A 26,312-nucleotide genomic window follows, 5' to 3' on the forward strand; every position below is an offset into this window, starting at 1 on the left:
TAATGGCAAAGCTCGCCCTGCATGAATTGGGCCAGTTTCAGCGATTCAGCATGTGGTGAGACTCCCGGTCGCAAAATCCATATGTAGCCGTGAACAAAAGCTGAATCTGCTGGAGTCACTGATTCGTCGCCGATTCGTTCCAGACTCGTTCCAACTGTTAATCGGGATCGAATCCGGACCTCGAACGAGACTCCCGAACCGACGGCCGGAACATTCCGCTTTCGCTTCGCGCCCGAAATCCCTATGTGTCGCGTGTCATACGCGCCATGCGAGGCGCGCTCCCGACAACACGATGCAGAAAGCCTCATTTCAGGGCCGATGAACATCCAGCCGAAACACACCGAGCCGCTGATCCTGTCGGGCCGCGACGTGACTGCTGTGCTGGGGCCAACCAACACCGGCAAGACCCATCTCGCCATCGAGCGCATGGTCGCGCATGAGAGTGGCATCATCGGCCTGCCGCTGCGGCTGCTGGCGCGAGAAGTCTACGCCCGCGTCTGCGAAAAGGTCGGTGCCCACAAGGTGGCGCTGATCACCGGCGAGGAAAAAATCCAGCCGCCCGGTGCGAAATATTCGGTCTGTACCGTCGAGGCCATGCCGCGCGAGACCGACGCCGCCTTCGTCGCCATCGACGAGGTGCAGCTTGCCGGCGACCTCGAACGCGGCCACATCTTCACCGATCGCATCCTGCATCTGCGCGGCCGCCAGGAAACGCTGCTGCTCGGTGCCGCCACCATGCATGGCATCCTGCAGCGCCTGTTGAAGGGCGTTTCGGTGGTGACGCGGCCGCGGCTGTCGCACCTCGCGTATGCCGGCTCGAAGAAATTGACCCGTTTGCCGCGTCGCACCGCCATCGTCGCCTTCTCCGCCGACGAGGTCTATGCCATCGGCGAGCTGATCCGCCGCCAGCAAGGTGGTGCCGCCGTCGTGCTCGGCGCGCTCAGCCCACGCACCCGCAACGCCCAGGTGGCAATGTTCCAGGCGGGCGACGTCGATTATCTCGTTGCCACCGACGCCATCGGCATGGGTCTCAACCTCGATCTCGACCATGTCGCCTTTGCCCAGAACCGCAAATTCGATGGCTACCAGTACCGCAATCTGACAGCGGCCGAGCTCGGCCAGATCGCCGGCCGCGCCGGCCGCCATCTGCGCGACGGCACTTTCGGCGTCACCGGTCAGGTCGATCCGCTGGACGAGGAGCTGGTCAAGCGCATCGAGGGCCATGAGTTCGACCCGGTGAAGGTGCTGCAATGGCGCACCGCGCATTTCGATTTCGCCAGCCTCGACGCACTGAAGCGTTCGATCGAGGCCAACGCCCCGGTCGAAGGGCTGACGCGGGCGCTGCCGGCGGTCGATGCGCAGGCGCTCGAGCACCTCTCCCGCGACGAGGACATCCGCGCGCTCGCCACCAATGCCAAGCGCGTGGCGCTGTTGTGGGAGGCTTGCGCGCTCCCCGACTACCGCAAGATCGCGCCGGCCCAGCACTCCGACCTCATCGCCTCGATCTACACGGACCTCGCCAAACACGGCCATGTCGACGAGAACTACATGGCCGAGCAGGTGCGCAGGGCCGACACGACCGAGGGCGATATCGACACGCTGTCGCACCGGATCGCCCAGATCCGCACCTGGACATTCGTGTCCAACAGACCCGGCTGGCTGGCCGATCAGGCACACTGGCAGGAAAAGACGCGCGAAATCGAAGACAGATTGTCGGATGCGCTGCATGAGCGGTTGACGAAACGGTTTGTAGACCGCAGGACTTCCGTCCTCATGCGGCGCCTTAGAGAAAATACAATGCCTGAAGCCGAAATCAGTCCTACCGGAACCGTCCTTGTCGAAGGCCATCATGTCGGCGAGTTGCAAGGGTTCCGCTTCACCGCCGACCAGAGCGCCGGCGGCGAAGACGCCAAGGCCGTGCGCACGGCAGCGCAAAAGGCGCTGGCCGCCGAGTTCGAGGCGCGCGCAGAACGCTTCGGCGCCTGCGCCAATGGCGACCTGGCGCTCGGCTCCGACGGCACGCTGCGCTGGATCGGCGCACCGATCGGCACGCTGGTTGCCGGCGAGGACGCGCTGAAGCCGCGCCTGGTGCTGCTGGCCGACGAGCAGCTGACCGGCCCCGCCCGCGACAAGGTCGCGGCGCGCGCCGAGCGTTTCGTCAATTTCCAGATCGAGTCGCTGCTGAAGCCGCTGGTCGACCTCAAGAATGCCGAGCAGATCACCGGCATCGGCCGTGGCATCGCCTTTCAGCTCGTCGAGCATTTCGGCCTGATCAACCGCCGCGACATCGCCGAAGAAATGAAGTCGCTCGACCAGGAAGGACGCGCCGCCCTGCGCCGGCTCGGTGTGCGTTTTGGCGCCTACCACATCTTCGTGCCGGCGCTGATCAAGCCCGCACCCGCCGGGCTGATCACGCTTTTGTGGGCGCTGAAGAATGACGGCAAGGACAAGCCCGGCTTCGGCGACGTGGTCCACGCGCTGGCCTCCGGCCGCACCTCGGTGGTCATCGACCCGGCTTTCGACAAGACCTTCTACAAGCTCGCCGGCTACCGCAATCTCGGCCGCCGCGCCGTGCGCATCGACATTCTGGAACGGCTGGCCGACCTGATCCGCCCGGCGACCAACTGGAAGCCCGGCCTCGGCCAGCGCCCGGACGGCGCCTATGACGGCCAGTCCTTCATGGTGACCCCGCCGATGATGTCGATCCTCGGCGCCACCGCCGACGACATGGAAGAGATCCTGAAGGGTCTCGGCTACCGCGCCGAGCCGAAGCCGCCTGCAGAGGTGAAAGCGCGGCTGGAAGCGCAGGACAATTCGGCGCGGGAAGCGGCTGCGGCAAAGCTGGCGGAAGCGGCTGCAAAGGCTGCGGCGGAAGCCGCAGCAGCGGATGCTGTCACCGGAGCACCCGCCGAGGGTGCGGAGCCGGACGCGGCTGTTGAAGCTTCCGCCGCAGAAGTTACGTCAGAGGATACCGCAGAGTCCGTCGCCCAACCGGCAGCGGGGGCTGTTTCTGAAGATCAAATCGAAGCTCCCGCAGAAATCGCGGAAGAAGTCCCGCCCGTCATAGAAGCTGTCGCCGACGTCACTGTCACCGAAAGCGCCGACGCCCTTACCTCCCCCTCGATGGGGGAGGCCGCGGCGCGAAGCGACGCGGGTGGGGGTGACGGCGCTGACGAAGCAAGTCGTGCTGACGCCGCCGACGCTGAAGAGGCAACCGGCGACGCCGGCGCTGCCCCCACCCCGGCGCTGCGCGCCGACCCTCCCCACGAGGGGGAGGGTGGAACCGCCGAGCCTGCGCCAGAGGCTGAAGAACCAAAACCAATCCTGTTGTGGCGGCAGGGCCGTTTCGAGCAGCGCCCGCGTCATCGTCACGAAAGCCGCCGGGACAATCGCCCACGCAACGGCCAGGCTGCTCGCACCGATGCGCCTGCCGACGCTGCCGGCGGACAGCCGGCACCGGGCGAACGGCCGGCCTATCAGGGCCGGCGCGACCAGCGCGACGGTGCCGCCAAGCCGCGCTTCGACCGCTCGAAGTTCAAGCCCAAGCCGCAGGCCGAAGGCGAACAGCGCCGCGATGGCAAGCCGCAAGGCGAGCGTCGCGAAGGTCGGCCCGACTGGAAGGGCGGCAGGCCGGAAGGCAAAGGCGGTCCGCAGGGCGGCAAGCCGGCCTTCCAGGCCAAGCCGCGCGAGGAACGGCCGGTGCGCTTCGATCCGGACTCGCCCTTCGCCAAGCTCGCCGCCTTGCGCGACCAGCTGAAGAAGTAGGCACGGCACGGTTCGATGGTTGCTGAGGGTCGCCAGCGCATCGACAAATGGCTGTTTTTCGCGCGCGCGGTGAAATCGCGCTCGCTGGCGGCCAAGCTGGTGGTTGCCGGACGCGTCCGCATCAACAGCGACAAAGCAGCGCAGGCCTCGGATCTGGTCAAGGCCGGCGATGTTTTGACCATCACGCACGAGCGCCGGATCTTCGTCTGGAAGGTGCTGGCTACAGGTGTGCGACGCGGCCCGGCCGAGGAAGCGCGCACGCTCTATGAGGATCTGTCACCGCCGCCGGCGCCGAAAGGCGAGGCTGTTGCCGATGCCATTCCCGCGCTGCGCGAGGCCGGCAGCGGCCGTCCGACCAAGAAAGAACGCAGGCAAACCGACCGGCTGTTCGGCGAAGACTGAAGCCTTGGCGCTCTTCGCCATGCCGGCGATCTGGAATTCCATTTCGGAAGCGCCGGTGCCGCCAGGCACGGCCGCCCTTGCAAGCGGCAGGCAAAGGGGTTACCTCACCAAAAAAGCCTATTAAAAACGGGACGTCCCGGAGCCGACCAATGACCTATGTCGTGACCGACAACTGCATTAAATGCAAGTACATGGACTGCATCGAGGTCTGTCCGGTCGACTGTTTCTATGAAGGCGAGAACATGCTCGTCATACATCCCGACGAGTGCATCGACTGCGGTGTCTGCGAACCGGAATGCCCGGCCGATGCGATCAAGCCCGACACCGAGCCCGGTCTCGACAAATGGCTGCAGGTCAACACCGAATACGCCGAGAAATGGCCCAACATCACCGCCAAGAAGGAGCCTCCGGCAGACGCCAAGACCTTCGATGGTGAGACCGGCAAGTTCGAGAAATACTTCTCTGCCGAACCGGGCGAAGGCGACTGACTGAGAGGCCCAGTGAGCCGTTATAACGCTGCGTAACGCGCGTCATGGATCAACCGCCTTGACAGGCGGCGATGTCGCTCGACCTGTGCGTTTGCAGCAAAACCTTGATTCTTCCTACTTTTTGTGCTATATCAACTGAAACATGCCGGTGACACAACGTCGATTTATGGCGCAAGCGCCCCAAATCACTGAAAGGTGAAATCCCCAATCGGACCAGAGCAATTTGGGCCAGGCAGTCGCTATGTACGCGGTTTGCCGGTCCCGGCTTTTTCCGATGGGTTCATCTGTTGTGCGGCTAACGATCGGTGTCCCCGGTCGCACGCGTTCGGACCGGCAGGCCGCCGGTACCACAACAAGGAGTTCAGGGCGTAATGGCAACGATCACCCCGCAGAAGAAGTCCACCGCGGCACGTCACGGTTTCAAGACCGGCGAGTACATCGTCTATCCGGCGCACGGCGTCGGCCAGATCGTCTCGATCGACGAGCAGGAAGTTGCGGGCCACAAGCTGGAATTGTTTGTCATCGACTTCCAGAAGGACAAGATGCGGCTGAAAGTGCCGGTCGCCAAGGCGACCTCCATCGGCATGCGCAAGCTGTCGGAAGAGGATTATGTCGAGCGCGCGCTGAAGGTCGTGCAGGGTCGCGCCCGGGTCAAGCGCACCATGTGGTCGCGCCGCGCCCAGGAATATGATGCCAAGATCAATTCGGGCGACCTGATCTCGATCTCGGAAGTCGTGCGCGATCTCTACCGCGCCGACAACCAGCCGGAGCAGTCCTATTCCGAGCGTCAGCTCTATGAGGCGGCACTCGACCGCATGGCCCGCGAGATCGCCGCGGTCAACCGCATGTCGGAAACCGAAGCCGTGCGCCTGATCGAGGTCAACCTCAACAAGGGCCCTAAGCGCGGCGCCAAGGCCGACAATGAGGAATCCGAGCAGGAAGAAGCTGCCTGATCGCTTTCGAATTTGAATTCATGAAAAACCCGGCCTCGCGCCGGGTTTTTTGTTTTTGAGCCTTAGGTGCGTCACGGCCCCCACCCGGACCTTCGGTCCGACCTCCCCACAGGGGAGGTAAAGGGCTCAGCCGCCGGCTTCCTTCGCCGCTTCCTGCTTCAGCGTCGCGATAAAGCGCTTCGTCCGTTCGCGCTCCGGATTGCTGAACACCACGGCGGACGGCCCCTTCTCGACGACGACGCCGGCGTCGAGGAACACCACCTCCTGCGCGATCTTCGAGGCGAGGCGCAGGTCATGCGTCGCCATCACCATGGTCGTGCCTTCGCTGGCGAGCTTCCCAAGCACGTCGACCACTTCCTGCGCCAGTTCAGGATCGAGCGCCGAGGTCGGCTCGTCGCAGAGCAGCACCTTGGGCGACGGCGCCAGCGCGCGGGCAATCGCCACGCGCTGCTGTTGGCCGCCCGACAGAGTCGCCGGCCATGCATCGGCCTTGTGCGCCATGCCGACCTTCTCGAGCAGCGCCAGCGCCCGCTCACGCGCCTTTGCCGTTGGCCATTTCAGCACCGTCACCAACCCCTCCATGACGTTCTCGATGGCGGTGCGGTGCGGGAACAGCTGGAAATTCTGGAACACCATGCCGGTCTGCAGCCGCAGGCGCTGGATGTCCCGACTGGGGATCTTGATGCTGGGACGGAAGTCCAGCGTCTCGTCGCCGATGCGCACCGTGCCCGAGGTCGGGATCTCCAGGAGGTTGATGCAGCGCAGCAGCGTGCTCTTTCCCCCGCCGGACGGACCGACCAACGCGGTGACGCTGCCTTCGGCAATGGTGACCGTTACGCCCTTCAGCACAAGATTGTCGCCGAAGCGCTTTTCGATGTCGGTGAGGCCGATCATGAGCGCGCCTCCAGGAAGCCGCCGTAACGGTTGAGCCGTTCCTCCAGCCGCGTCTGCAGGGCAGACAGCACCGAGCTCATTGCCAGATAAAGGATCGCCGCCTCGACATAGAGGATCAGCGGCTCATAGGTGGTGGCGACGATGCGCTGCGCTGCCTGGAACATTTCCGGCACGGTGATGGCGGCAGCCAGCGACGTATCCTTGACCAGCGAGATGAAGGTGTTGGACAGCGGTGGCACCGCGACCCGGCCGGCTTGCGGCAGGATGGTGCGCCGCATCGCCTGGCTCCAGGTCATCCCGATCGAATAGGCCGCCTCCCACTGCCCCTTCGGCACCGACCCGATCACGGCGCGGATGATTTCGGAACTGTAGGCGCCGATGTTGAGGGTGAAGCCGATCAGCGCCGCCGGAAAGGCGTCGAGCAATATGCCGACCGAGGGCAGGCCGTAAAAGATCAGGAACAGCTGCACCAAAAGCGGCGTGCCGCGAAAAATCCAGACATAGAAGCGGACCACGGCGACCAGCGGCTTCGGCCCGAACAGCCGCACCAGAGCGACAACAAGGCCGACGAACAGGCCGAGCGCAAACGACAGCAGCGTCAGCGGCACGGTGAAGATCAGCGCCGCCCACAACAGCGTCGGCAACGAGTCCAGCATCAGTTGCAGCCAATGCGGCACGAGCGGCTCCTCTCCTTGCAAATGCCGTCTAGACCGGTCCGGCAGTGCGATTGTGCGGTTGTCATATCATGCGAAAAACGGCGAGCCGTCAAAGACGGCCCGCCGCTATTGTGTCGTTGCCGGCAAACCGCCGGGAGACTTTCGTTACTGCGAAACGTCCTGGCCGAAATAGGTGTTGGCGATCTTCTTGTAGGTGCCGTCGGCCTTGATGTCGGCCAGCGCCTTGTTGATCGCGGCCACCAGTTCGGGATCGCCCTTGCGCACGATGACGCCGGAATAGTCGGCGTTCTCTTCCTGTGCGGCGATCTTCACATTGGCGTCGGGCTTGTGCTTCTTGAAGTCGAGGAAGGACAGGCTGTCATTGATGGTGGCGTCGGCGCGGCCGGTGAGCAGCAGCTGGATCGATTGGTCGAAGCCGTCGGTGCCGACGAGTTCGGCGCCGTTGGTCTCGGCGAGCTTGCCGAAATTCGAGGTCAGCGACTGCGCCGCCTTCTTGCCCTTGAGATCGGCGAAGGTCTTGATGGCGGTATCGTCACCGCGCACGATCAGCACCGCCTTGGAGGCGATGTAGGGATCGGAGAAGTCGTACTTGGCCTTGCGCGTGTCGGTGATGCCGACCTCGTTGATGACGGCGTCATAGCGATTGGCGTCGAGACCGGCGATCAGCCCGTCCCATTTGCCTTCGAGGAACTCGACTTTCACGCCGAGCTTGTCGCCGATCGCCTTGGCGATCTCGACGTCGAAGCCGACCAGCGCGCCGGCATCATTGTGATAGGTGAAGGGCGCATAGGTGCCTTCGGTGCCGACCTTGATGGTGCCGGCCTGCTTGATCTGGTCGAGGTTGAGGCCGGCATGGCCGGATGTGACAGCCAGAACCTGCAGCGTTCCGGCGACGATGAGCGAATTGAGCCATTTCATTTTTCTGTGATCCCGTCCTTGGCCGGTGTCCGGCGCTTGTGAGAGCCGGAAACTGACAGATAGAGGGCCGCAAAATAAGGAACCAGATTTCAAAAAAATGGCGATCCAGAAATCAGATTCTCAAAGTAACTCAGATTGGTGCCAATCGCCCCGTTTTGTGCTGTCGGCGCGCCCTGTCGGATAGCACAAAACAACCGCCATCGGCGGCGGAACCAATCCCCGGTGTGGCACGTTCATGCCCTGTTGTAGGGCGCAGCGTTTCCATTTCAAGAACCTTAGCTGCGCCAGACCCAAAGCAATTCCAGGAAAGTGGGAAACCGGTTTTCCGTTCGGGATTGCGCCAAGATAGAGCCAGCGGCCGCCAGGCCGTCCGAAAATGTCCGGGAGCAGGAGCGCGGCATGATCGAAGACACGGCAGGACGGACCATGGTCCGCGCGGCGATGAAGGCGCCCTATCTTGAGCGCGACGAGGAACATGTTCTCGCCTTGCGCTGGAAGGAAGACCAGGACCAGCAGGCGCTGCACCAGATCACCGTCGCGCATATGCGGCTGGTCATCTCGATGGCTTCGAAATTCCGCCACTACGGTCTGCCGCTCGGCGATCTGGTCCAGGAGGGCCATGTCGGGCTGCTGGAAGCGGCGGCGCGCTTCGAGCCGGAGCGCGAGGTGCGCTTCTCGACCTACGCGACCTGGTGGATCCGTGCCTCGATGCAGGACTACATCCTGCGCAACTGGTCGATCGTGCGCGGCGGCACCTCTTCGGCACAAAAGGCGCTGTTCTTCAATCTGCGGCGCTTGCGCGCCCGGCTGGCCAATGGCGCCGAGCCGATCTCCAACGCCACGCTCTATCGCGAAGTCTCGGTAGCGCTGGGCGTCTCCGAAGCCGATGTGGCGATGATGGATTCCAGGCTTTCCGCGCCCGACTCCTCGCTCAACGCGCCGCTCGCCGACGATACCGGCACCACCGAGCGCATGGACTTCCTGGTCTCGGACGATCCGCTGCCGGACGAAGTCGCCAGCGACACCATCGATTTCGAACGCCGCCTGCTCTGGTTGAAAGCAGCGCTTGGCGCACTCAATGCCCGCGAACTCAGGATCATCGAGGAACGCCGGCTGACCGACGAGGGCGCTACGCTGGAAGCGCTCGGCGAGACACTCGGCATTTCCAAGGAGCGTGTCCGCCAGATCGAGGCCCGCGCCATGGAAAAGCTGAAGGTCGCGCTGGTCAAGCAGAACCCGGAATTTCAGACGCAGGCAGCCTGAAATTCCTGGTTGGCAGCAGTATTAAGATATTTTCCAGTCAGCATATAAGATCAGCACGCCAGATTTCGTCGCTCCTCATTCGCAGATTGTGAATTCTTTAACAGACCTGCTGAGCTGCAGGGTGTCTGTTTGGGTTCACCAGATCATAGCGGATGAGGATTCTGCCATGTCGCGACTCTGCGTGTTTCTTGCAGCTTTGATCCTTGTGACCCTGACGACTTTCGAGGCTAGTGCCGATCGAAGGGTTGCTTTTGTGATCGGCAATTCCGAATACCGGGAACTTCCGGCGCTCAGGAACCCGGACAGGGACGCCGGAGACATCGCAAGCACGTTCCGGATGGCCGGCTTCGACGTTTTCGTCGCCAAGGATTTGGCCAGGCTTCAGTTCGAGGAGCGTTTCCGCACCTATCTCGCGGCTGCCGACGGTGCTGATCTCGCGGTGGTCTATTATTCGGGCCACGGCTTCCAGATCGGCGGCGAGAACTTTCTCATCCCGGTCGACGCCACGCTTAAGGATGCGGCCGACGTGGAAGTCCAGGCAATCAAGCTCGATGACATGTTGCAGCAGTTGCGCTCGAAATCGAAAATCCAGGTGATCATCCTCGACGCCTGCCGCAACAATCCTTTTCCGCGTAAGAACTATTGGCTTCGCGACCAGCTGATCGTCGCCAGCGGTAGCGGACTGGCGCAGGTGAAGGGGTCTGAGAACGCGCTGATCGCTTTCGCTACCGAGCCGGGAGCCGTTGCCTATGACGGGAGCGGCAATCTCAGCCCATTTTCCTCCGCCTTCTCCCGTCGTGCGTTGGCGCCGAACCAGGAGATCAGGGCGGTCATGGCTGCTGTGCGCCGCGATGTCGTCAAGGCAACCGATGGCAAGCAGGTTCCATGGGAAAATTCCTCGCTTCTCGATGATGTCTTTCTGATGCCCCGCGCCAACCGCCCGGCGCTGCCGCCGGTGCTGGAGAAGATCGTGCCGTCCGGCATCGGGCCAGTCGCGCTGGATCTACCGGCGCCAGTTGACATCGACGGTGGCGCAGTCAGCGTCAGCATCGAAAGCCTGCCGGCACTCGGACGGCTGACGCTTGATGGCAAGCCCTTGGCCATGGGCGAAAGGATAGAGGGCAAGGACCTGCCGCGTCTGCGCATGGACGCCCCCGAATTGGCGGGTTGGCAGGAACAGGTGGATACGCTGGCCTACACCACGCACAACGAGTGGGGTGGCGAATCCCAAGGCGTTCTGTTGTTGCGGATCAGAAACGGCGCGGGTGCCGAGGGCAAGCAACTCATGGCCTCAATCGCCGCCGAGCAAAAGCAGGCGGTGGTTGAGCGCGGCATTCGTATCGCTGACGCCGCCGAGGCGATCGAAAACCGCGACATCGAAATCCCCGTCGGCGTCGGCCCGATTCCGCTCAAGCTGGATTTCCCGGCCAAGGACCCGTCGATCAGCCTGAAGCTTGCAACCTATCCGGCAACCGGGACACTGTCCCTGCCGGACCGCATCCTGTCGCCTCAATCGAGCCTGATGGCCAACGATGTCGACAAATTGCGCTACGAGGCGCAGATCGGCTCCGCGACGCCCGTCGAGATCGGCTTTCAGATCCGCGCCGACAACACATCGAAGACGGCGACGCTGAAACTGTCGCCAAGCATCGATCCTTGCGATCGAGCGGCCGGCGAACCTCTCGACCTGCAAGGCATTGTCCCGGGCCGGCTGGCGAACGAGATTGGCGACGACGCGGTTGAGTTCTGCCTGGCCTCGGTGAAGGCCTATCCGGAGATTGCCCGCTTCCGTTACCAACTCGGACGGGCGTTGCTGGCGTCGGGCAAGGTCAATGAGGCCAGGCAGGCAATCCAACAGGCCGCCGACAAGGGATACGTCCGCGCGGTTTTCGCGCTCGGCTCCATCGTCTCGTCGGGAATAGGGACGGCCCCGGATCCCGAACAGGCCAACCGCTTCTATTCAGACGCATCCGAAAAGGGTGACCCCTACGCCATGACCGCGTGGGGACGCACCCTGTTCAATGGCCGCGGCGTCCAGCGCGATGCCGCCAAGGGATTGGACTTGCTGCTCAAATCTGCGGCGATGGGGCATATCGATGCCATGAACGATCTCGCGTCGATCTTCATGGAAGGTCGCAATGGTGTTCCGGCTGATCCGGACCGCGCGCTCGCCTTCTTCAGGGCCGGGATGGAGCGGCAAGAGATGTATTCCCTGGGTGTTCTCAGCACCCCAAAGCGGGTCGCCTTGGCGATTCCGGCGTGCAAGGTACGGCCCCCGAAAATCATCACGAAAATAAAGGTAGTTCCCATACCCGCGCCAAGACCGAAGGCCCCGAAACCAGGCAAGCGGACAGCCGCAGCAATCCCGGACAACGGCCGGGTGTCGTGGGCCGGCAACAACGGTGATGGTTCCGAGCACCGTTCTGCAAATCCTGGTGGTGGCGAGAACACCAGTAGCGAAGGCACCGATGGCAACAGCGGTACCGATACTAACACTAACACTAACACTAACACTAACACTGACAGCAATCTCTGAGTGGCAGTGATCTCAACTCTACATCGCACGCGCAGACACTATCGAACCGGACTGCGCTGCTACTTGTCCGTGACGATCTTGACCTTGTCGCCGGCCGAAACCGAGGCGCCCGGCGACATCGCGTTGAGCACCCTGAACAGATCGAGCTTGCGGTCGACGCCGACCATTTGCGCCGAAAGCGAGCCCATGGTCTGGCCGGCCTGAACGGTGACGACGCGGATATGCAGTGGCTTCAGCGCCGCCTTTTCGGCCGCACTCAGGATGCGGAACGAGCCGCTGACCGAGCGCGCCACCGGGTCGAGCGTTGCGCTGGCCGAGGGGGCCGCCGTCAACAGCCGGTAGACCTGGCCGCCCGCACGGATCACCGCAATGTCGAACTGCCAGCCGTCGGCGCCGGCATGCGCGGTCGCTGCCTCATTGCCGTTGATCGTCTCCTGACGCACGCTGGTCTCGTCGAGACCGGCCACCCAGCCGCTTTTGATATAGTCGGTGAGCGCACGGTCCTTGTCGATCGACACGCCGTCGAAGCGGATCGCCATGTCGCCCGGCCCGGTCGCCGTCACCGCCGCAGCCGTATTGTCGATGACGAAACCGTTCGGCACGGTGAACGATACGCCGAGCCCCGGATGCAGGAAGGTCTGGCCGCGCACATAGCCTTCTTCCGGCGTGTCGCCGTAGAGCAGGCCGTCAATGCCAGCCAGGAAGGAATCGCGGTCGCGCGTGCCGACGCCCGGCGCGCCGAACTGGCGGGCGTGGCGCTGAGCCAGATCGATGCGCTGCGGCGTGTTGGGGTGCGTGGCCAGGAAGTCGAGGCTGGCATCGGTGGCGCCTGATATCGAGCGGAAATCGGTATAGGCCGACATCGACTGCAGGAAGCGGCCGGCGGCATAGGGATCGTAGCCGGCTTCGCCGATCGACTTGATGCCGATGGCATCGGCCTCCAGCTCCTGGTTGCGCGAGAACTGCGCCAGCCTGAGCTTGCCGCGGATCAATGCCGCCTTGGCGGTCGGGCTGTCGCCGAGCACATCGGAGACCACCTTGGTCGCCAGGCCTTCCTCGGCCTCGAGCTGCTGGCGCTGCAGGCCATGGTTGGCGGTGACGTGGCCCATCTCATGCGCGATGACGGCGGCGAGTTCGGCCGAATCATTGGCCAACGCCAAGAGGCCGCGGGTGACATAGAGATAGCCGCCCGGCAGCGCGAAGGCGTTGACGTTGGGCGAATTGAGGATGGTGATGCGATAGGTCTGGGTCGGATTGGCCGACACCACGGTCAGGCTGCCGACGACCTTGGCCACCATCCGCTCGAGCTTGGGATCGGAATATTCGCCGCCATAGGTGGCAAGGATGCGCGGATGCTGCGCCTTCGCCAGTTCGGCGAGCTTGCTGTTGGCGGCGACATTGTCGACCGTGATCGGCTTGTCGGAAGGCTGGAAGCCGGATTCCTGCACTTCCGGAGGCGTGAACATCTGGCAACTGGCCAGTGCCACGGCAAGGCCGGCCAGCGCAAGGAAGCGCGCCAGCGGCCTGCGTCTCAAAGTGTCAGTGCCGGTCGACAGCACGGCGTCCCTTCAGCTCTCGGCGCATGACCTGGACCCAGGGGTCCGCGCCAGCGAAAATCGAATTTTCGGTGGCGATCCTGCACAAATCAAAAAACCTACAGCGTTTTACGCATCCGGATGGATGCGGCGCTGTAGGGGGCAAATCACGGCTCGTGCCGGACCAGTACTGGGCGGACCTAGCCACATCAGCTGGACCATGGCAAGCAAGCGCCACATCACCTGTAGCCGGTTTGGTCGTAAATTATGTCCGCTTCCGGGCAATATCGCGTGATCCGCCCGAACTTGCGCCGATATAGCGCCGAAACGCTTCAGGACCAGTGCCGTCGAAAAAATCGGCGGCAGTTCCCGTCGCGGCAACCCTGCCATTGTCCAGAAAAACCATGTCCTCGCCGATGCGTCGCGCGTCTTCCGGCTGATGCGTGACGAACAACACCGTCATCGCCCGCTCGGCATGGACGCCGGCCACGAGGTCGAGCATGTCGTCGCGCAGTGCGGGCCCAAGCGAGGCGAACGGCTCGTCGAGCAACAGCACCGGCCGATCGCGCACCAGCACGCGGGCGAGCGCCACACGCTGCCTTTCGCCGCCGGAGAGTTCGCGCGGCAGGCGCTTTTCCTTACCGGCAAGGCCGACACGGCTCAGGGCCTCGGCGATTGCGGCGCGGTCGGTTTGCGTCAGGCTAAGCGATGGCGAGCGGCCGAGGCCGACATTCTTCTCGACCGAGAGATGGGCAAACAGATTGTTTTCCTGGAACACCATCGACACCGGCCGCGCCGACGGCGGCCTGGCGCTGACATCGGCGCCGCCGATCAGCACGCGGCCGGATTGCGGCGTCTCGAAGCCGGCCACCAGGTTGAGCAGGGTCGACTTTCCCGAACCGCTCGCCCCCATGATGGCGGTGATTTTCGAGGCAGTGAACTCGACATCGAACAGGAACGGCGTCTCGCCATAGCTGAACGCGACCTGGTTCAGCCGCACGGCCGCGCCTTTGTTGGCGGAATTCACGATCTTTCTCCCCGTCCCAGCCAATCCGCGGCGACCACCAGTGCGAGGCAGACCGCCCCGAGCAGCAAAGCCAGCCCGGCAGCGTCGGCTGTGCGGTAGCTGCCCATGCGCGCCAAGAGGAGATAGGGCAAGGTCTGCACCGAATCGCTGCCGAACAGCGCGATGACGCCAAGATCGCCGAGCGACAGCGCCATGGCGAAGGCAAAGCCGGTGGCCAGCGGCCGCCGCAGCGACGGCCAATCGACCAGCCGCAGCCGGTTCCAGCCCGAAATGCCGAGCTGTGCGCACAGCTTTTCATGGCGCTCGCTTGCCGCATCATAGGCCGGACGCAGCGCGCGGATGGCGAAGGGCATCGCCATCACCGCGTTGACGGTGACGACCATGACCGGCGCGATGGCAAAGACATCGCTGATCGTGCGCAGCAAGAGAAACCAGCCGGCGCCGATGACGATGGGCGGCACGACGAGGACAAAGCCGGCGCCGGTGTCGGTGGCATGTTCGAGCAGTGAGCGGGCGCCGCCACGGCGGTGTAGGGACAGCGCCCGGCGCGCCATGATCAGCGACAGCGATAGCGACAGCGATAGCAGCGCCGCCAGCAGGCCGAGACCGGCGCTGGTCAGCGTCGCCTGGCGCACCGCGCTCTCGCCGGCCAGCCGGCCGAGATCGGCGCCAAGGCCTGAAATGAAGGTGGCGGCCATCGGCCCGGCGACGAACAGCAAGGCGAGCACGATCAGGGCCGCGTTGAGCGCCGTTTCAGTTGTGCCGGCCGAGAGATAGCGGCGCGGCGCCACGGGCAGGTTGGCGTCGCCGGTCACATTGGCGCCAAGCCGCGTCAGCGCCAGCACGACGGCAAAGGTCAGCGCAATCTGGAGCAATGTCAGCGTCACCGCCCGCGCGGGATCGAAGTCGAAGCGCAGCGCCTGGTAGATGGCGACCTCCAGCGTCGTCGCCGCCGGCCCGCCGCCGAGGATGAGGACGATGGTGAAGGAGGTGATGCAAAGCATCAAGACAAGGCCGGCGACGCCCGGCAAAGCCGACCGCAGCACCGGCCATTCGATCAACCGGAAGGCCGCGCTCGCCCCCATGTCGAGTTGGCTTGCCAGCCGCCATTGATCGGCAGGCACCGTGCCCAGCGCTTCGAGGAACAGCCGCGCCGCCAGCGGCAGGTTGAAGAACACATGCGCGACGAGGATGCCCGACAGGCCGTATATATCAGGCCAGCTTTGGCCACCGATCGCGGCGAAGTAGCCGGCCCGGCCATAGAGCGCCAAGATGCCGAGTGCCGCGACAATGGCCGGCAAGGCCAGGGGCACGGTGAACAGCTGGAGGATGAAGCCACGGCCCAAGAAGCGCGGATGCCGCGACAGGGCGCGGGCGACGAAGAGCGCTGGGGCGACGGAAAGCAGCGTCGAGAGTGCCGCCTGCCACAGGGTGAATCGGGTGACGCGCAGGAGATAGAGATCGAAGGCGGAGGCAGCACCGCGGAGGTCGTGCGCGCCTTCGAGGATGAGGCCCGCGAAGGCGCCACCGATCAGCAGCGCGATTGCCGCAAGCGCGACAATGCCGGCGGCGATGCGGGGGTCAGAAGGTGCGCGCTTTCCACCCTCCCCCTTGTGGGGAGGGTCGGGGCGCGGATGCCGCGAAGCGGTATCCGCGAACCGGGGTGGGGGGGAGGCGGTAGTCAACGTTGCAACCCCCACCCCGCTCCGCTTCGCGGATCGACCCTCCCCACAAGGGGGAGGGTGAAGACCGCCGTCACTTGCTCATCACCGCCAGCCATTCATCGACCCAGGCCTTGCGGTTGGCCGCAACCTCTTCCGGGCTAAACAGCAGCGTCTTTGCCGGCTTGACCAGTTTGTCGAAGGCCGGGTTGAGCGGCTTGTCGGTTTTCCCTGCCGGGAACATCCAGTTGGTCTCGGGAATGACATTCTGGAATTTCGGCCCGGTCATGAAGGCCAGAAACTTTGCCGCCAGCGGGTTCTTTGCCCCGGTGGTGGTGATGCCGGCAACCTCGATCTGCAGGTATTCGCCTTCCTCGAAAGACGCCGCCTGGTAGCGCTCGGTGTTCTCGGCCACCATGTGGTAGGCTGGCGATGTCGTATAGGACAGCACCATCGGCGCCTCGCCCTTGGTGAACAGGCCGTAGGCCTCGCTCCAGCCCGGCGTCACCGTCAGCACCTTCGGCTTGAGCTTCGCCCAGGCTTCCGGCGCCTTGTCGCCATAAACCGACTTGACCCAGAGCAGCAGGCCGAGACCCGGCGTCGAGGTGCGCGGGTCCTGGATGACGATCTTGTCGGCGGCATCGCCTTCGACCAGGTCCTTCAGACTCTTGGGCGGGTTCTTCAGCTTTTCGGTGTCGTAGACGACGGCGAAATAACCGTAGTCGAAGGGGACGAAGGTATCGTCACTCCAGCCGCCCGGCACGCTGTTCTCAGCCACCGCGCCATGCGGGACAAACAGGCCGGAGGTCTTGGCTTCTGCGGTGAGGTTGGTGTCGAGGCCAAGCACGATATCGGCCTTGGTCGACGCGCCTTCCAGCTTGACGCGATTGAGCAGCGCAACGCCGTCGGCGACCGAGACGAAATCGACGCTGCAGCCGCATTCGGCCTCGAATTCCTTCTTCACCGCAGGACCCGGGCCCCAGTCGGCGGTGAAGCTCTCGTAGGTGTAGACGGTGAGTTTGTCCTGCGCGGACGCAGGGCTTGCCAAAAGCGAAACAGCAAGACCCAGGGCTGGGACAAGATGGGACAAAATCATGCGCATCGGCGCCTCCTTCATTCGTGTTGACAGGAATTGAGGCGTCGGGCTGTCCGAAGCGTCTAATCCCTCCGCCGGTACAAGCCGGATCAGGTTCAGCGGGTTGGCGAGACTGCCTCTCAGCCGGTCCGCTAAGATCGCGTCCGGCACCCCGTTAGAGCATTTCGACACATAGGCCCGGCCAAGGTGCCACGCAAGCGGAAGTTTGCCAGAGCATGATCCCGAAAAGTGGGAACCGGTTTCCGGAAAAAAGATCATGCTCCAACAAAGAGCGGAGGCGAGGCCCGGCCTTCCGTTTCGCCGGCGGGGCTGGTAAGGGCCACCGGATATGAGCACATTCACCATCCTGCTTGGCGGCGATCTCATCCGCACGCCGCGGCTCGACCGCCAGGTCGAGGGCTCGCGCATCATCGCCGCCGACGCCGGCATCGGCCATGCCCGGATGCTCGGCCTGATGCCGGAGCTATGGGTGGGCGACTTCGATTCCGTGCCGGCGGACCTGCCCGCCGATCTCGCCGCCGTGCCGCGCCAGGTATTTCCGCCGGAGAAAGACAAGACCGACGGCGAGCTGGCCATCGCCGCCGCACTGGAACGCGGCGCCACCAGCCTTGTGCTGGTCGGGGCTTTCGGCGGCAAACGCGCCGACCATGCGCACCTGCATCTGGCGCTCAGCCTGCGGCTGGCCGAGGCCGGCACGAAAGTGTTGTTGACCAGCGGCGCGCAGGAGGGGGTGCCCTTGCTGCCCGGCAAGGCCGGCTTCGACTATGCCGACGGCACGCTGTTTTCGGTGCTTGGCTTTTCCGATCTTTCGGGCCTCACCGTTTCCGGCGCCAAGTGGCCGCTCGACCATGTCGAGGTCGCCTTCGGCTCGTCGTTGACCATCTCCAACGAGGTCAAGTCCAAGACCGGGGGCGGCCTCGAAATCGCGCTCGGCCATGGCCGCGCCCTGCTGCTCGCTCATCCCTACCCCTTGCCTGAAAGCTGACATGGCCCCGCCACTTCTCAACCTCGACGGGATAAAGCTGACCTTCGGCGGCACGCCGCTGCTCGACGGCGCCGAACTCACCGCCTCCGCCGGCGACAAGATCGCGTTGGTCGGCCGCAACGGCTCCGGCAAGTCGACGCTGCTCAAGATCGCCGCCGGGCTGATCGAGCCGCAGGACGGCGAGGTGTTCCGCCAGCCTTCGGCGACGGTGCGCTATCTCCCGCAAATGCCCGACATGGAGGGCTTTGCCAATGTGCGCGCCTATGTCGAGGCCGGGCTCGGGCCTGCCGACGATCCCTACCGCGCCACCTATCTGATGGAGCATCTCGGCCTCATCGGAACCGAGAACCCCAACGACCTCTCGGGCGGCGAAGCGCGCCGTGCCGCCCTTGCACGTGTGATGGCGCCGGAGCCCGATATTCTGCTGCTTGATGAGCCGACGAACCATCTCGATTTGTCGGTCATCGAATGGCTGGAAGAGGAACTCGTCCGCACCTCGTCGGCCCTGATCGTCATCTCGCACGACCGCCGCTTCCTCGAACGCGTATCGCGCGCTACCGTCTGGCTCGACCGCGGCCAGACCCGCCGTCTCGACAAGGGCTTTGGCCATTTCGAGGAATGGCGCGACCAGGTGTTGGAAGAGGAAGAGCGCGAACAGCACAAGCTCGGTCGGCAGATCGTGCGCGAGGAGCACTGGCTGCGCTATGGCGTGACGGCGCGGCGCAAGCGCAACATGCGCCGGCTCGGCGAATTGCAGACCATGCGCCAGCGCTTTCGCGGCCATCGCGGCGCCGAAGGTACCGCGACCATGGTGGCCAGCGACGCCGCCGAATCCGGCAAGCTGGTAATCGAGGCCAAGAACATCGAGAAGAGCTTTGGCGACCTCACCGTGGTCAAAGGCTTCTCGACCCGGATCCAGCGCGGCGACCGCGTCGGGCTGGTCGGACCGAACGGCGCCGGCAAGACGACGCTGTTAAAGATGCTGACCGGCGAGATGAAGCCGGATGTGGGTTCGGTGCGACTCGGTACCAATCTGGAAATCGCCACGCTCGACCAGAAGCGCGAGTCGGTCGACCCAGCCGAGACGCTGGCGCAATACCTCACCGACGGGCGCGGCGAAAACCTTGTCATCAATGGCGAGCAGCGCCATGTCGTTTCCTACATGAAGGATTTCCTGTTCAAGCCGGAGCAGGCACGCACGCCGGTGCGCGAGCTGTCCGGCGGCGAGCGGGCGCGGCTGCTGCTGGCGCGCGTGCTGGCGCGGCCGGCGAGCCTTCTGGTGCTCGATGAGCCGACCAACGATCTCGACATGGAAACGCTGGAACTGCTGCAGGAACTGGTCGCCGGTTTTGCCGGCACTGTCATCCTGGTCAGCCACGACCGTGATTTCCTTGACCGCACCGTGACCAGCATCATCGCGCCGGACGGTGGCGGCCGCTGGATCGAATATGCCGGCGGCTATTCCGACATGCTGGCGCAGCGCGGCGGCACCAGGCTCGACGACCGCAAGGCGCGGACCAAGACTGAGGCCAGCGAAACGCCGGCTGTGGGAAAAAGCGAGGCAGCGGCGCCGAAAGGACCGGCGAAGAAACTGTCGTTCAAACAGAAATTCGCACTGGAGTCGCTGCCCAAGAAAATCGAAGCGGTAACCGCCTCGATCTCGCGGCTGGAGAACAACATCGCCGATCCCGCCTATTACGAGCGCGACCCGGCCTCGTTCCAGAAGACGATAACCGCCCTCGACAAGGAACGCGCCACGCTGGCCGCCTTGGAGGAAGAGTGGCTGGAACTGGAAATGCTGCGCGAGGAGATGGAAGGCTAGGCTTGCAGCCTTACAAGCGCGCTGCCATGCTCTTGCCCGTAGGTACGGATAGGGCCGTTCAAATGGCTGATGCTCAGTCTTCGCGAAAATCGCTCAAACTTTCCATTGACCTCCGATTGATCGAGGAAGCGAAGGCCTTGGAGATCGACATCGCTCGCGCCGCCGAGACGGGCCTTGCGAAGGCGATCGCTGCGGAAAAGACGCGTCGATGGCAAGAAGAAAACAAGGATGCCATCGAAAGCTGGAACGACTACGTCAGGCGAAACGGGCTGCCGCTGGCCAAGCGTCGTCCGTTTTGACCTGGCCCCGCTCGCCGCCCGGGGAAAGAGCAGGACAGCGTTAACGCTGCCTATCAGCCCGCCGTCTTCGCCTGCCAGGCCTTCAGCGCTTCGTCGAAGACCTTCTCGCCGGGGATGCCCTTTTCCATGGTCAGCAGCGCGCGGCGTCCGGTCTTGTAGACCACAGGCACGTCGATCCAGTCCTGGCCCCTGAGCAACGTCAGATTGGCGTCCTCGTCGGCCTTGGTGTCGTTGAGCGCCACCAGGAAGAAGCCGTCGGCGATCTTGGCCGGGATGCCGATCAGCGGGCTGCCGGCATCCTGCTCGGAGCTCTTCATGGCGACGCGCAGGATGTTGTCGACGCCACCGCCGTCGAAGCCCTCGGGCGTCAGGAAGATCATCTCGATGATATGGCTGGCCGGCAACGTCTGGTCGGTGTTGCGGCGGATGGTCATGCGCAGCTGGATGTCCTTGCCGGGAATGGTCGCCTCGGCGCGGATCGCCGGCTCGGGCGGCAGGTCGCCGCCGGGCGATTCCTGCACCAGCGACCAGACGATGCTGCCGGGTTCGGCCGAGCCCTGCGCGGTCGAGGTGCGTTCCTCGTAGAAGATCGCCTTCTGGCCGACCGCAACGGTCGGCTCGGGGGCTGCGGCCGTCGGTGCCGCCGGCGGCGTGCCGGGTGCGGGCGCTGGCGGCGTGGCTGCGGCATCAGCTGGTGCTGCCCCATTGGGTGCTGCCCCATTGGCCGGCGGAGCGGCGCCGTCGGCGGGCGGCGTTGCCGGCGGCGTGGCGGAAGCGTCAGGCGCCGGCGTGGCGGGCGCCGTCGTAGCTGTGGTGTCGCCGGGCGCCGGGGTCGCAGGCGCTGGCACCGCCGCTGGTGCCGGAGCCGGAGGCGGTGGCGTGGTCAGCGCAGCGACGGACTCGCCCTCGCCAATGCCGCTTTGACCGGCCGCGGGACCAGGGTCGGTCTCACCGCCTTCGGGCGTCAGGCGCTGGGTGAATTTCGTTCCCTCGCCGGCAGCAGCCGGTGCCGGCGCTTCGGCCGCGGGCTTTGCCGGTGCCGGCTTGACCAGCGGTTCGGTCGAGACCGTCTTGGTGTCGCCAAAGCCGAGCATCGAGCCAAACGCATCCTTGTTCAGCCAGATGCCATAGCCGCCGCCGGCGACCACCAGCAGCGCGACGACAGCGGCGATCAGCCCGCCATAGCTGCGCTTGCGCTCGGCCGGGCGCAGCCGCTGGAACGTGTCCGCGGCCGGCTGCTCGTCATTGGCAAACACATCGGCGCTATCGTCGTCGGCGTCCAGCTCCGCGGCTTGCTCGTTGACGGTTTCGGCACGCGCGGCAGGCGGCGGTGTCGGTGCGGGCCTCTGCCAGCTCGGCTCCGTCCGAGCAACCGGCGCCGGCTGCACGGGTTTCGCCGGCTGCAATGCCGGCGCGGGTGCAGGCGTGACTGGCGGCTTGACATGACTGGACTGATTCTTGTTGCGATCGATCGAGGAGAAGATGTGCTCGAGCTCGGCCAGCGGATCAGACGCCGGCGCCGCCTTGGCATAGTCCCTCTCGACACTTGAGATGGCGTCTTCCAGGGAGCGTTTCTGCTTGGCGATGACGTCGGCGGACAGCGGCGGCGAAAAATCCGCAAGCTTCTTGACCAGCGCGGCACGGGCGCCGTCGTAGGTCCTTGTGCGCACGTCGAGCGCCGGCTCGCCATATTTGTCGAGCGCCTTTTTCAGAACAGCAACGAAATCTGCCATGCTTCAGTCGACCTGTATTTTGTTTCCGCGCCGGCCCCCGCAAATCAGCCGCGATGCCCGGAAAGGCTTCAGAAAACTAGTCTTGAAACGGATCGGTCACAAGTATTGTGTCATCCCGTTCCGGGCTGGTGGAAAGGAGCGCGACGGGTGCGCCGATGAGCTCCTCGATGTAGCGGACATATTTGACCGCCTGCGCCGGAAGGTCGTTCCAGCTGCGCGCGCCGGCGGTGGTGCCTTTCCAACCCTCGAGCGTCTCGTAGAGCGGTTCGACGCGCGCCTGCGCGCCCTGGCTGGCCGGCAGATAGTCGATCATTTCACCGTCGAGCCGGTAACCGGTGCAGACCTTGATCTCATCCAGCCCATCGAGCACGTCGAGCTTGGTCAGCGCGATGCCCTTGATGCCATTGACGGCGACGGCCTGGCGCACCAGCACGGCATCGAACCAGCCGCAACGGCGCTTGCGCCCGGTGACGACGCCGAATTCGTGGCCGCGCGTGCCGAGGAATTCGCCGATCTCGTTCTTCTGCTCGGTCGGGAACGGGCCTTCGCCGACACGCGTCGTATAGGCCTTGGTGATGCCCAGCACATAGCCGATAGCGCCCGGGCCGACGCCCGAACCGGCGGCGGCCTGGCCGGCGACGGTGTTGGACGAGGTGACGAACGGATAAGTGCCGTGGTCGATGTCGAGCAGCGTTCCTTGCGCGCCCTCGAACAGGATACGCTCGCCGGCGCGGCGCTTGTCGTCGAGGATTTTCCAGACGCGGTCCATATAGGGCAGGATCTCATCGGCGACCGAGGTCAGCTCGGTCATGATCGCCTCATGGGTGACTTCGCCATGGCCAAGCCCGCGACGCAGCGCATTGTGATGCGTCAGCAGCCTGTCGACCTTGAGGGGCAGCGTTTCCAAATCCGCCAGATCCATCACCCGAACCGCGCGCCGGCCCACCTTGTCCTCATAGGCGGGGCCGATGCCACGACGGGTCGTGCCAATTTTTGTGCCGGAATTGGACGCGGCGTCCTCGCGGAATCCGTCCAGCTCCCGGTGCAGCGACAGGATAAGCGCGGTGTTTTCGGCTATTTTCAGGCGGTCCGGCGTCACGTCGACGCCTTGCGCCTTGAGTTTTGCCACTTCAGCGACAAAGGCGTGCGGGTCGAAGACGACGCCATTGCCGATGATCGACAGCTTGCCCTTCCGCACCACGCCCGACGGCAGCAGCGACAGTTTGTAGACCTTGCCGTCGACGACCAGCGTATGGCCGGCATTGTGGCCACCCTGGAAGCGCACGACCACGTCGGCGCGCTCCGACAACCAGTCGACGATCTTGCCCTTGCCTTCGTCGCCCCATTGCGAGCCGACGACCACCACATTGGCCATGTTTCTTTTCCCTTGAGATGCCGCCCTGGCGGCCTGGATATGGTTCGAAACGACAGGCCTCTATAGCGTCAAGACCTCGCAAGTGCGACCTTTCTTTGCCGCCGAAAATGGCCTGAGGCACAACAATTTTCGGCTTTGACATCATTTACTTGGGCTGGCAGGGGCCTTAGGCCGGCAACACCGCAGCTTCTGCGGCTGCCGGAATCCTGCCATGCATCGACGCGCCTACCTGTTCCTGCTGGTCACCACCTTGCTGTGGGGCGGCAATTCCGTCGCCGGCAAGCTGGCGATCGACCATGTCTCGCCGATGATGCTGGTCTTCCTGCGCTGGGTTCTGGCGGTTGCGATCATGTTGCCGATCGGCTGGCGCACGATCCGTGAAGACTGGCCGGTGGTGCGCAAACACTGGCTGCTGCTCGGCGTGCTTGGCGCCTGCGGCTTCACTTTGTTCAACACCATCTTCTACACCGCGCTCAACTATACGACCGCGATCAACGTCTCGATCGAACAGGCCGCGATGCCGATCCTGATCATCGTCGCCAATTTCATCTTTTTCCGCTTGCGGGTGAACTGGGCGCAGATCGCCGGCGTCGTGCTGACCATAGCGGGCGTGGTGCTGACCGCCTGCCACGGCGACCCGCGCCGGCTGCTGACGCTGGAACTCAATTTCGGCGACGCCATCATGCTGATCGCCGTCATCCTCTACAGCGGCTATTCGGTCGGGCTGCGGCTGAAACCGGAGATGCGCTGGCAAAGCCTGATGCTGGCGCTGTCGATCGCAGCGCTGATCACCTCGCTGCCTTTTGTCCTGTGGGAAGCCGCGGCCGGCAAGGTCATCGTCCCCGATATCAGCGGCTGGCTGATCATTGTCTACACCGCGGTCGGCGCCTCGGTCATTTCGCAGATCCTCTACATCAGGGGCAACGAACTGATCGGTGCCAACCGGGCCGGCCTGTTCATCAACCTGGTGCCGATCTTCGGCACGCTGCTGTCGGTGCTGATCGTCGGCGAGACATTCCAGCTCTACCAGGCGCTGGCGCTCGTCCTGGTGCTGGGCGGCATCTCGCTCGCCGAATATAGCGGGCGCAAGATGACGAACCTGCCGCTGGTCTTAAACGAAGAAGGCGCGGACTAGAGCAATCCCGGGAAAAGTGGGAACCGGTTTCCCGGGAAAAGCGCCCAGCGCTTTCCCTTGGGATTGCGCCCAACAAAGCCCGCGCCTTCGATTCCGTCGCTATGTCAGGATCACGTCGCGTTGACGTCGAACTGCAGCCGTTTGGCCGAGTCGATCGACTTGTGCGCCTTGACCTGTTCCAGCACATTCTCCGGGAACGGCGCATCGAGATAGAGCAGCGCAATCGCGTCGCCGCCTGGCCGGTTACGTCCCAGCTGGAAATTGGCGATGTTGACGCCGTTCTCGCCGCACACCGTGCCCAGCAGGCCGATAATGCCGGGCGCATCGGCATTGGTTGTGTAGAGCATGTGCTGGCCGACCTCGGCGTCGAGATTGATGCCCTTGATCTGGATGAACCGCGGCTTGCCGTCGGAGAAGCAGGTGCCGGCGATCGAGCGCGTCATGTGCTCGGTCTTGACCGTCAGCTTGATGTAGCCGTCGAACACGCCCGACTTGTCGCGCTTGACCTCGGCAACGATGATGCCGCGCTCCTTCACCATGATCGGCGCCGACACCATGTTGACGTCTGAGACCTGCGGCCGGATCAGGCCGGCAAGCGTGGCGCTGATCAGCGCGCGTGTGTTCATCGTCGCGGTCGAGCCGTCGAACAGGATCTCGACCTCCTTGATCGGATCCTCGGTGACCTGACCGACAAAGGCGCCGAGCACTTCGGCCAGCTTGACGAACGGCTTCAGCCGCGGCGCTTCCTCGGCGGTGATCGACGGCATGTTGATGGCGTTGGAAATGGCACCCTTGATCAGGTAGTCCGACATCTGCTCGGCGACATGCAGCGCGACATTCTCCTGCGCTTCGGTGGTCGAAGCGCCGAGATGCGGCGTTGCCACGACATTCTCCATACCGAACAATTCGTGGTTCTCCGCCGGTTCGATCTCGAACACGTCGATGCCGGCGCCTGCAACCTTGCCGCTCTTCAGCGCCGCGACCAGATCGGCCTCGACGATCAGCCCGCCACGCGCACAATTGATGATGCGCACGCCGGTCTTCATCTTGGCGATCGCGGCGGCGTCGATAATGTTGCGCGTCTTGTCGGTCAGCGGCGTATGCAGCGTGATGAAGTCGGCGCGGGCGAACAGTTCGTCGAGCTCTACTTTTTCGACGCCGAGTTCCTCGGCGCGGCTGTCCGACAGGAACGGGTCGAAGGCAATGACATGCATCTTCAGTCCGACGCCGCGCGTGGCGACGATCGACCCGATGTTACCGCAGCCGATGACACCCAGCGTCTTGCCGGTGATCTCGATGCCCATGAAGCGGTTCTTTTCCCATTTGCCGGCATGGGTGGAGGCGTTGGCCTCCGGAATCTGGCGGGCCAGCGCGAAGATCATCGCCACCGCATGCTCGGCGGTGGTGATCGAATTGCCGAAGGGCGTGTTCATCACGATGATGCCCTTGCGGCTCGCCGCCGGGATGTCGACATTGTCGACACCGATGCCGGCACGGCCCACGACCTTCAGCCTGGTGGCGGCGTTGATCAGCTTTTCGGTGACCTTGGTCGCCGAGCGGATGGCAAGACCGTCATATTGGTTGATGACTTCAAGCAGTTTTTCCTTGTCCTTGCCGAGATCGGGCAAATAGTCGACCTCGATGCCGCGGTCTTTGAAGATCTGCACGGCGGTGGTGGAGAGTTTGTCTGAGACGAGAACGCGGGGCGCCATGGCGACCTCCTTCAAATGGAATTTGATCCGTGGGAA

Annotated in this window: 20 protein-coding genes and 1 riboswitch; of the genes, 10 read left to right on the plus strand and 10 right to left on the minus strand. The window is 64.1% G+C overall.

Annotated elements, in window-relative coordinates:
• The first annotated feature begins 318 nt into the window (after window positions 1–318).
• The 4 genes from AC04SH_RS03150 to AC04SH_RS03165 all read left to right on the plus strand — a co-directional run bounded on the left by AC04SH_RS03150 (window position 319) and on the right by AC04SH_RS03165 (window position 5,608).
• A complete protein-coding gene (locus AC04SH_RS03150; RefSeq protein WP_488573919.1) occupies window positions 319–3,765 on the plus strand; it encodes a helicase-related protein in 3,447 nt (1,148 codons plus the stop codon).
• Window positions 3,766–3,780: 15 nt separating this feature from the next.
• A complete protein-coding gene (locus AC04SH_RS03155) occupies window positions 3,781–4,167 on the plus strand; it encodes an RNA-binding S4 domain-containing protein (protein ID WP_477239245.1) in 387 nt (128 codons plus the stop codon).
• Between the two features lie 149 nt (window positions 4,168–4,316).
• Window positions 4,317–4,655 (plus strand): ferredoxin FdxA, encoded by a 339-nt coding sequence (fdxA, locus tag AC04SH_RS03160; protein WP_142869280.1) that lies wholly within the window; start codon window positions 4,317–4,319, stop codon window positions 4,653–4,655.
• Window positions 4,656–5,026: 371 nt separating this feature from the next.
• Window positions 5,027–5,608, plus strand: coding sequence for a CarD family transcriptional regulator (locus tag AC04SH_RS03165; RefSeq protein ID WP_112559634.1), 582 nt, complete (start codon window positions 5,027–5,029; stop codon window positions 5,606–5,608).
• Window positions 5,609–5,734: 126 nt separating this feature from the next.
• Here the strand turns inward: AC04SH_RS03165 and AC04SH_RS03170 are convergent, their stop codons facing one another.
• The 3 genes from AC04SH_RS03170 to AC04SH_RS03180 form a co-directional block, all read right to left on the minus strand.
• The gene (locus AC04SH_RS03170) at window positions 5,735–6,502 is read right to left on the minus strand and encodes an amino acid ABC transporter ATP-binding protein (protein WP_488573920.1); all 768 of its coding nucleotides are present in this window, start codon (window positions 6,500–6,502) and stop codon (window positions 5,735–5,737) included.
• The gene (locus tag AC04SH_RS03175) at window positions 6,499–7,179 is read right to left on the minus strand and encodes an amino acid ABC transporter permease (protein WP_192247526.1); all 681 of its coding nucleotides are present in this window, start codon (window positions 7,177–7,179) and stop codon (window positions 6,499–6,501) included. The genes AC04SH_RS03170 and AC04SH_RS03175 overlap by 4 nt, the downstream gene beginning before the upstream one ends.
• A 144-nt stretch (window positions 7,180–7,323) precedes the next feature.
• Entirely contained in the window at window positions 7,324–8,097 is a 774-nt protein-coding gene (locus AC04SH_RS03180; RefSeq protein WP_488573921.1) for an amino acid ABC transporter substrate-binding protein, read from the minus strand.
• Window positions 8,098–8,496: 399 nt separating this feature from the next.
• On the opposite strand from AC04SH_RS03180, the gene AC04SH_RS03185 reads away from it, so the two are divergent.
• Together AC04SH_RS03185 and AC04SH_RS03190 are read left to right on the plus strand one after the other, a co-directional pair.
• On the plus strand, window positions 8,497–9,360 hold the full coding sequence (locus AC04SH_RS03185) for an RNA polymerase factor sigma-32 (RefSeq protein ID WP_477239426.1): 864 nt from the start codon (window positions 8,497–8,499) through the stop codon (window positions 9,358–9,360).
• A 166-nt stretch (window positions 9,361–9,526) separates the two neighbouring features.
• Entirely contained in the window at window positions 9,527–11,896 is a 2,370-nt protein-coding gene (locus tag AC04SH_RS03190) for a caspase family protein (protein ID WP_488573922.1), read from the plus strand.
• A 59-nt stretch (window positions 11,897–11,955) separates the two neighbouring features.
• Here AC04SH_RS03190 and AC04SH_RS03195 read toward each other — a convergent pair whose 3' ends face one another.
• The 4 genes from AC04SH_RS03195 to thiB all read right to left on the minus strand — a co-directional run bounded on the left by AC04SH_RS03195 (window position 11,956) and on the right by thiB (window position 17,221).
• Window positions 11,956–13,362 (minus strand): M48 family metalloprotease, encoded by a 1,407-nt coding sequence (locus AC04SH_RS03195; protein ID WP_488574241.1) that lies wholly within the window; start codon window positions 13,360–13,362, stop codon window positions 11,956–11,958.
• A gap of 334 nt (window positions 13,363–13,696) precedes the next feature.
• A complete protein-coding gene (gene thiQ / locus AC04SH_RS03200; protein ID WP_488573923.1) occupies window positions 13,697–14,458 on the minus strand; it encodes a thiamine ABC transporter ATP-binding protein in 762 nt (253 codons plus the stop codon).
• Window positions 14,455–16,032 (minus strand): thiamine/thiamine pyrophosphate ABC transporter permease, encoded by a 1,578-nt coding sequence (gene thiP, locus AC04SH_RS03205; protein ID WP_488574242.1) that lies wholly within the window; start codon window positions 16,030–16,032, stop codon window positions 14,455–14,457. Before thiP ends, thiQ begins: the two co-directional genes overlap by 4 nt.
• Before the next feature lie 181 nt (window positions 16,033–16,213).
• On the minus strand, window positions 16,214–17,221 hold the full coding sequence (gene thiB / locus AC04SH_RS03210; RefSeq protein ID WP_488573924.1) for a thiamine ABC transporter substrate binding subunit: 1,008 nt from the start codon (window positions 17,219–17,221) through the stop codon (window positions 16,214–16,216).
• A gap of 43 nt (window positions 17,222–17,264) precedes the next feature.
• A riboswitch (TPP riboswitch) is annotated at window positions 17,265–17,379 on the minus strand.
• A 164-nt stretch (window positions 17,380–17,543) separates the two neighbouring features.
• Between thiB and AC04SH_RS03215 the strand changes: the two genes are divergently transcribed.
• The 3 genes from AC04SH_RS03215 to AC04SH_RS03225 all read left to right on the plus strand — a co-directional run bounded on the left by AC04SH_RS03215 (window position 17,544) and on the right by AC04SH_RS03225 (window position 20,321).
• On the plus strand, window positions 17,544–18,200 hold the full coding sequence (locus AC04SH_RS03215; protein WP_488573925.1) for a thiamine diphosphokinase: 657 nt from the start codon (window positions 17,544–17,546) through the stop codon (window positions 18,198–18,200).
• A gap of 1 nt (window position 18,201) precedes the next feature.
• Window positions 18,202–20,022 carry an ABC-F family ATP-binding cassette domain-containing protein gene (locus AC04SH_RS03220; protein ID WP_488573926.1) on the plus strand — a complete coding sequence of 607 codons (1,821 nt, stop codon included), beginning with the start codon at window positions 18,202–18,204 and terminating at the stop codon, window positions 20,020–20,022.
• 62 nt (window positions 20,023–20,084) lie between these two features.
• Window positions 20,085–20,321, plus strand: a complete 237-nt coding sequence (locus AC04SH_RS03225; RefSeq protein WP_488573927.1) for a type II toxin-antitoxin system CcdA family antitoxin — start codon at window positions 20,085–20,087, stop codon at window positions 20,319–20,321.
• A gap of 53 nt (window positions 20,322–20,374) precedes the next feature.
• On the opposite strand, the gene AC04SH_RS03230 is transcribed toward AC04SH_RS03225, so the two are convergent.
• Window positions 20,375–22,054, minus strand: coding sequence for a hypothetical protein (locus tag AC04SH_RS03230; RefSeq protein WP_488573928.1), 1,680 nt, complete (start codon window positions 22,052–22,054; stop codon window positions 20,375–20,377).
• Between the two features lie 76 nt (window positions 22,055–22,130).
• On the minus strand, window positions 22,131–23,429 hold the full coding sequence (locus AC04SH_RS03235) for an adenylosuccinate synthase (protein WP_488573929.1): 1,299 nt from the start codon (window positions 23,427–23,429) through the stop codon (window positions 22,131–22,133).
• A gap of 211 nt (window positions 23,430–23,640) precedes the next feature.
• Between AC04SH_RS03235 and AC04SH_RS03240 the strand changes: the two genes are divergently transcribed.
• On the plus strand, window positions 23,641–24,564 hold the full coding sequence (locus AC04SH_RS03240) for a DMT family transporter (protein ID WP_192258563.1): 924 nt from the start codon (window positions 23,641–23,643) through the stop codon (window positions 24,562–24,564).
• A gap of 110 nt (window positions 24,565–24,674) precedes the next feature.
• Here AC04SH_RS03240 and serA read toward each other — a convergent pair whose 3' ends face one another.
• Window positions 24,675–26,276 (minus strand): phosphoglycerate dehydrogenase, encoded by a 1,602-nt coding sequence (gene serA, locus AC04SH_RS03245; RefSeq protein ID WP_488573930.1) that lies wholly within the window; start codon window positions 26,274–26,276, stop codon window positions 24,675–24,677.
• Between the last annotated feature and the right edge of the window lie 36 nt (window positions 26,277–26,312).

It is taken from the genome of Mesorhizobium sp. CNPSo 4688 (assembly GCF_057784295.1).